The following is a 6,220-nucleotide window of genomic DNA, read 5'->3' on the forward strand; positions in this document are numbered from 1 at the left end:
TCCGTATCAACGTCTCAGTACGTGTTCCCCAGGGTTCCGTGCAAGAAGTAAGGGTTTACCACGATGTTGTGTATCAGCAGGTCACCCCATCATTGCTGCGGGAAAGGGAGGTGAAGGACATGACCCAGTTGATCCCTCGGTTCACTCTTGAGGGCGTCAAGGATGCGAACGTTTCGACGTATCCCGTGACCACCGAGGACGGGCTCGGGCTGCAGCTGACGCGGTTCCTGCGCGAGGAGAGCGACAACGTCGTCCTGCTGGTTCACGGCCTCACCTCCTCCAGCGACCTGTTCATCATGCCGGAGATCGAGAACCTGGCCTCGCACCTGCTCGACAACGGCTTCACCGACGTCTGGGCGCTGGACTTCCGGATGAGCGGCCGGTACCCGTACGACACCGAGACGCACCGCTACACCCTCGACGACATCGCGCTGTTCGACTTCCCGCCCGCGATCGCGGAGCTGCGCAAGCACATCGGCGACCGGAAGCTGCACGTCTTCGCGCACTGCCTGGGCGCCGTGTCGTTCTCGATGAGCCTGTTCGCCGGGATGGTCGAGGACATCGCCACCCTCACCTGCAACAGCGTCTCGCTGACACCGCGGGTGCCGGCGTGGTCGAAGGTCAAGCTCGGCCCCGGCACCTGGTTCCTGGAGTACGTGTTCGGCCTGCCGTTCCTCGACCCGCGGTTCGGCAACGCGCCGCGCTTCACCCGCCCGTGGATGCTGTCGCGCCTGGTCTCGCTGTTCCACAACGAGTGCAGCACGCGCTCCTGCCACATGCAGAGCTTCCAGTGGGGCGCGGGCAAGCCGGCGATGTATGAGCACGCCAACCTGCTTCCCGAGACGCACGAGCGCGTCGCCGACATCTGCGCCGCGTCCGGGCTGAACTACTACCGGCACGTCCGCAAGATGGTCAACGCCGGGCACTCGGTGAAGTACGCCCCGCAGAACCCGCGCTACAGGCGCCTCCCCGAGAACTACCTGGAGAACGCCGCGGACGTGCAGACGCCGATGCTGCTGCTGGCCCCCGGCAACAACCGGGTCTTCACCGACTCCAACATCCACCTGCACAAGATCCTGGAGAAGGCCGCGCCGGGACGGCACGAACTGGCCCTGCTGCCCGGCTACGGGCACCTCGACCCCCTGATCGGCAAGAACTCGCACATCGACGTCTTCCCGCGTGTCGTCGACTTCCTCAAGCGCCACTCCTCATGAGGAAGACCGACACGAGGCAGCGGAAGGCAGGCTGACCCATGGAACATGTCAACGCCGTCGTGATCGGATCCGGCTTCGGCGGATCCGTCACCGCGTACCGGCTGGCAGAGGCCGGGCAGCGGGTCGTCCTGCTGGAGCGCGGGCAGCCGTACCCGCCCGGCTCGTTCCCGCGGTCGCCCGCCGAGATGGGGCGCGCGTTCTGGGATCCGGCCGCCGGCCTGTACGGGATGTTCGACGTGTGGGGCTTCAAGGGCTGCGACTCGGTCGTGTCCGCGGGCCTCGGGGGCGGCTCCCTCATCTACGCGAACGTGCTGCTGCGCAAGGACGAGCACTGGTTCGTCCACGACCAGCCCATCCCCGGCGGCGGATACGAGTCGTGGCCGGTCTCGCGCGCCGACCTCGACCCGCACTACGACGTGGTCGAGAAGATGCTCGGCGCGACGCCGTACCCGCTGGAGCAGGTCCCCTTCGACGACACCCCGAAGACGCACGCGATGCAGGACGCGGCCGCCGAGCTCGGCCTGCACTGCACGCTGCCGCCGCTCGCGGTCAGCTTCGCCTCCCAGCCGGGCGGCACGCCCGGCGTGAGCCTGCCCATCGCCGACGCCGGCTACGGCAGCGTCCACGGCCCGCAGGTGCAGCGCCGCACGTGCAAGCTGTGCGGCGAGTGCGACATCGGCTGCAACGAGGGCGCCAAGAACAGCCTCGACCACACCTACCTGTCGGCGGCGGCGCACCACGGCGCCGACATCCGCACCTCCCACGAGGTGAAGGAGATCCGGCCGCGGCCGGGCGGCGGGTACGAGGTCGACTACGTCCACCACAGGGTCCCGCAGCTCCCGCCCCGGCTGATCAAGAGGCGGCGGCCGCCCGTCCAGACGATCTCCTGCGATCGGCTGGTCCTGGGCGCCGGCACCTACGGCACGACGTTCCTGCTGCTGAAGTCGCGGGACGCGTTCCCCGGCCTCAGCGACGCGCTCGGCACCCGGTTCAGCGGCAACGGCGACCTGCTGACGTTCCTGCTGCGGGCCAAGGACCGCAACCGGGTGCGGCCGCTGAACGCCAGCCGCGGCCCGGTGATCACCACGGCGATCCGGCTGCCGGACGAGCTGGACGGCGTGCCCGGCGCGGGCCGCGGCGCCTACATCCAGGACGGCGGCTACCCCGGGTTCACCGACTGGATCGTCGACAGCCTCGACGTCGGCAACGACTTCGAGCGCGCGGTGAAGTTCCTGTGGAACCGCTTCACCGAGTACTTCAGGGACGCGCCGGACACCAACCTGTCCAAGGAGATCTCCGACCTGATCGGGGACGGCGCGCTCACCGTCAGCTCGCTGCCGCTGCTCGGCATGGGCCGCGACACCGCGGACGGGCGGCTGCACCTGAGGGACGGCCGGCTCAGCGCCGACTGGTCGGCCGAGACCAGCGAGGAGCTGTTCAACCGCGTCCGCAAGACGATGCAGGGGATCGCGGACGTGCTCGGCGCCGACTACGCCGACAACCCGATGTGGTTCCGCAAGCGCATCATCACGGTCCATCCGCTGGGCGGCGCCCCGATGGGCGCGCACCCGGGCGAGGGCGTCTGCGACGCCTTCGGCGAGGTGTTCGGGTTCCCGGGCCTCTACATCGCCGACGGGGCGGCGATGCCGGGTCCGGTGGGCCCGAACCCCTCGCTCACCATCGCCGCGCAGGCCGATCGGCTGGCCACGCGGCTGCTGGAGGACGCGTCCGCACAACGGAGTGCGGGCGGTTCCGCCGCCACCGTCCCGTCTGCCACGGGGGCCGAGCCGGCTTGGGGAGCCGGCTCGCTGGACGGGGCGGGGAACGGCTCGGCGCACGGTCCGGTTTCGGGGAGCCGCGGCGGGGGGCGGGGACCGTCCGCCGCGGCGCCGGACCGTACGTCGCTGTCGTTCACCGAGGAGATGAAGGGGTTCGTCAGCTACGGGGAGAGCGACCCGCGGATCGGCGAGCTGGCGGAGGGGCGCCGGCACCTGTCGTTCCGGCTGACGATCACCGCGGCCGACACCGACCGGTTCCTCGCCGAGCCGGACCACGAGGCGGCCGCCGAGGGATGGGTCGACGCCGCCGGTCACGGGGGGCGCCGCACCGTCGAGCAGGGCACGTTCAACCTGTTCGTCGCCGACGGCGAGGACGACCGGCGGCTGATGAAGTACCGGCTGTTCTACACCGACGGCGAGGGCCGGCGGCGGACGCTGACCGGGCACAAGAACGTCCTGCACGGTCCGCCGACGCGGATCTGGCCGGACACCTCCACCCTCTACGTGCGGCTGCTGGACGGCCACGTCGGGGTGGACGAGGAGGACGGCGCGGATGTGGTCGGCGCGGGGGTGCTGCACATCCAGCTGACGGACTTCGCGCGGCAGCTGACGACGTTCCGCACGTCGGGCCCGGACGGGGCGGGCAAGCTCCTGGACTTCGGGAGGTTCTTCGCCGGCGAGCTGTGGGAGGTCTACGGCCCGGATCCCGCCTGAGGGGTCCATGGGGGGCCAAGGTCGTGCAGGCCGAGGGAACTGCGGGGTGCTCTCGGCCTGCACCTTTTCGCCGGAGGCCGTGCGGGGGGTCGCACGGTCTCCGGCCCGGTTCCCGGAGTGGAGCGCCAGCGGAACGGAGGGAGCCGGGCCGGACGCCACTTCCGGGGGGCGTGGGGGGTCGTCCCCCCACAAGAGACCGGCCCTGCTTATTGCAGGCCAGGCCCACTGCGCTCGCCTAGCGGCTCACTCCGTGACCTGGCCTGTGCGAGGCCGAGGTTGTTGCGGAATGCGCTTCCGCCGCAGGGCGGCTTATATGTCGCCGGCGCGGCGGGCGGGGCAGTCGGGCGGGCACCGCTCGGCGTGCGCGGGCAGGCGCCGGGCGAACGTCTTCAGCATGAGCCGCAGCGCGGCCCCGATCAGCCGCCCGGTGCCGGGGATCAGCGGCTGGAACGCCGCCTCCCAGCGGATGGAGGTGCCCGTGCCGCGGGCCTCCAGGTGGACGTCCGCGCGGTAGCGGCGCACGGGCAGCCCGGACAGCGCGATGTAGCCGAAGTGCGTGTACGGCTCGTAGGCGACGGTCTGCTCGCTGGCGGGCCAGATCCGCTTGACGGACCCGACGCCGTAGGCGCTCGTGTCGCCCTCGCGCGTCTGCTTGGCCGGTGTGGGGAACCTCCCCCAGGCGTTCCACGCCTCGGGCACGGCCAGATGCCGGAACACTTCCTCGGGGGCGGCGGTTGTGGTGGCGGACACCTCGATCATCGCCACAACGTACAGTGAGGAACGCCATGAGCACAGCCGACGGACCCGTCACCCTCGTGACCGGCGGCGGCAGCGGGATCGGGGCGGCGGCGGCGCGTCTCCTGCTCGGCCGGGGGCACCGGGTGGCGGTCACCGGGCGGTCGGCCGAGCGGCTGGAGGGGTTCGCCGCCGAGACGGCGGCCGGGGACGCGCTGCTGGCCGTCCCCGGCGACACCTCCGAGCCCGGCGCGGTCGCCGCGGCCGTCGACGCGGCGGTGCGGAGGTTCGGCCGGCTCGACCACGTGGTCGCCAACGCCGGGTACTCCACGCACGACACCCTCGCCGACGGCGATCCCGGGGAGTGGCGGGCGATGCTGCTCACCAACGTCCTCGGCCCGGCGCTGCTGATCCGGGCGGCGCTGCCCGCGCTGCGCGGGACGCGCGGCCGGGTCGTGCTGGTCGGCAGCGTCGCCGGGATCAAGAGCACCCCCGGCAGCATGTACTCGGTCACCAAGACCGCGGTGACCGGGCTCGCGGAGAACGCCCGCGTCCTGCTCACCGGGTCCGGCGTCGGCGTCACGCTCGTCGCGCCGGGACGGGTCGAGTCGCCGTTCTGGGACTCGCGGGAGAACGGCATGCCCGAGGGTCCGGCGCTGACCTCGGAGCAGGTGGCCGAGTCGATCGCGTGGGTGCTGGCGCAGCCCGCGGGCGTCGAGATCAACTCGGTCGTGGTGCGGCCGTCGGGCCAGGTCCGCTGAGGGTCCGCGTGCACGGGGACCCGGCGCGGTGTCAGCGGGCGGCGAGCGCCGGGAAGTCCAGGACGCGGGCGTGCGACGACGCGCCGCCGCCCGGGCCGCTCCGCCCGCCCGCGGCGCCGTCGCCGGCCGCGTCGCCGTCGGCGACGCGGCCGGTGAGGATGTGGCCGCGGAACGTCGCGCCCTTCGCGGCGACCTTGACCGCGGTGAACGCCCCCGGCCGCAGGGCGCACAGGCCCGTCCGCACGACGTCGTCGAACAGCGAGTCCGACACGACGTAGGCGAGGTCGCGGTCCGCGTCGTCGGTCAGCAGGCGGCGCAGCGGCATCGCGTCCAGCAGCCGCTGGACGACGATGGGCGCGTCGCCGGCGGGGCCGAACGGCCCGGCCGTCAGCGTGCCGTGGTGCAGCGAGAGCCGCACCCGCAGCCGGAACCGGCCGGCGTCCCGGTTGACCTCGGCCAGCGCCTGGCCGAGGCGGATGACGAAGTCGCCGGCGACCGACGCCGGGTCGACGCCCTCCGGCAGGGTGGCGAGCTCGCCGTCCCCGCCGACCTGCTTGTCCCAGCCGGCGCGGTCGAGACCGACGCCGCTGGCGGCGCGGTCCAGCGCGTCGGAGAGCAGCTGCTGCGCGACCAGCTGCTCGCTCGTGTCGCGCTTGCTGTACCCCTGGATGTCCACCGCCAGCAGCAGGCGGTAGCTGAGCTGTACTTTCCCGTTCTCCTTCACTGTGCCGACTCCGCCCCTCGGTCATGTCGGGCGAATGGGCCTGCTGCCCTCATTCGCTCCAATGCGTGGAGTGAGTGTCGCCCTGGCGAGTCCCCCGGCGCGGGTGGGGTCGTCGCCGCCCCGTACGCACCTGAGACGCGGCGCACACTCCATCGGTGGCCGAGGTAAGGAAAAGGTGGCGAACAAGTAAGGGATGAATCGGAAAATCCGCGGCGAAACGGCCTCAGTTGAACCGCGGGGCGCAGGGATCCCGTACTGCCTCCCAACGTGACACCCACGGTCACCGCGTCGCCC

General features: G+C 71.9%; 5 protein-coding genes. 3 read left to right on the forward strand and 2 right to left on the reverse strand.

Annotation, left to right across the window (positions count from 1 at the left end; all coding sequences use genetic code 11):
* Window positions 1-119: 119 nt before the first annotated feature.
* Both E1293_RS43230 and E1293_RS43235 read left to right on the forward strand, forming a co-directional pair.
* A complete protein-coding gene (locus tag E1293_RS43230) occupies window positions 120-1,214 on the forward strand; it encodes an alpha/beta fold hydrolase (protein ID WP_132205364.1) in 1,095 nt (364 codons plus the stop codon).
* Between the two features lie 38 nt (window positions 1,215-1,252).
* On the forward strand, window positions 1,253-3,706 hold the full coding sequence (locus E1293_RS43235) for a GMC oxidoreductase (protein ID WP_132205366.1): 2,454 nt from the start codon (window positions 1,253-1,255) through the stop codon (window positions 3,704-3,706).
* 309 nt (window positions 3,707-4,015) lie between these two features.
* On the opposite strand, the gene E1293_RS43240 is transcribed toward E1293_RS43235, so the two are convergent.
* Window positions 4,016-4,465, reverse strand: coding sequence for an SRPBCC family protein (locus E1293_RS43240; RefSeq protein WP_132205368.1), 450 nt, complete (start codon window positions 4,463-4,465; stop codon window positions 4,016-4,018).
* A 26-nt stretch (window positions 4,466-4,491) separates the two neighbouring features.
* On the opposite strand from E1293_RS43240, the gene E1293_RS43245 reads away from it, so the two are divergent.
* Window positions 4,492-5,202, forward strand: coding sequence for an SDR family oxidoreductase (locus tag E1293_RS43245; RefSeq protein WP_132205370.1), 711 nt, complete (start codon window positions 4,492-4,494; stop codon window positions 5,200-5,202).
* Between the two features lie 31 nt (window positions 5,203-5,233).
* On the opposite strand, the gene E1293_RS43250 is transcribed toward E1293_RS43245, so the two are convergent.
* Window positions 5,234-5,926 carry a hypothetical protein gene (locus E1293_RS43250; protein WP_207939453.1) on the reverse strand — a complete coding sequence of 231 codons (693 nt, stop codon included), beginning with the start codon at window positions 5,924-5,926 and terminating at the stop codon, window positions 5,234-5,236.
* Window positions 5,927-6,220 lie beyond the last annotated feature (294 nt).

The sequence above is a fragment of the Actinomadura darangshiensis genome, from assembly GCF_004349235.1.
Lineage (GTDB): Bacteria > Actinomycetota > Actinomycetes > Streptosporangiales > Streptosporangiaceae > Spirillospora > Spirillospora darangshiensis.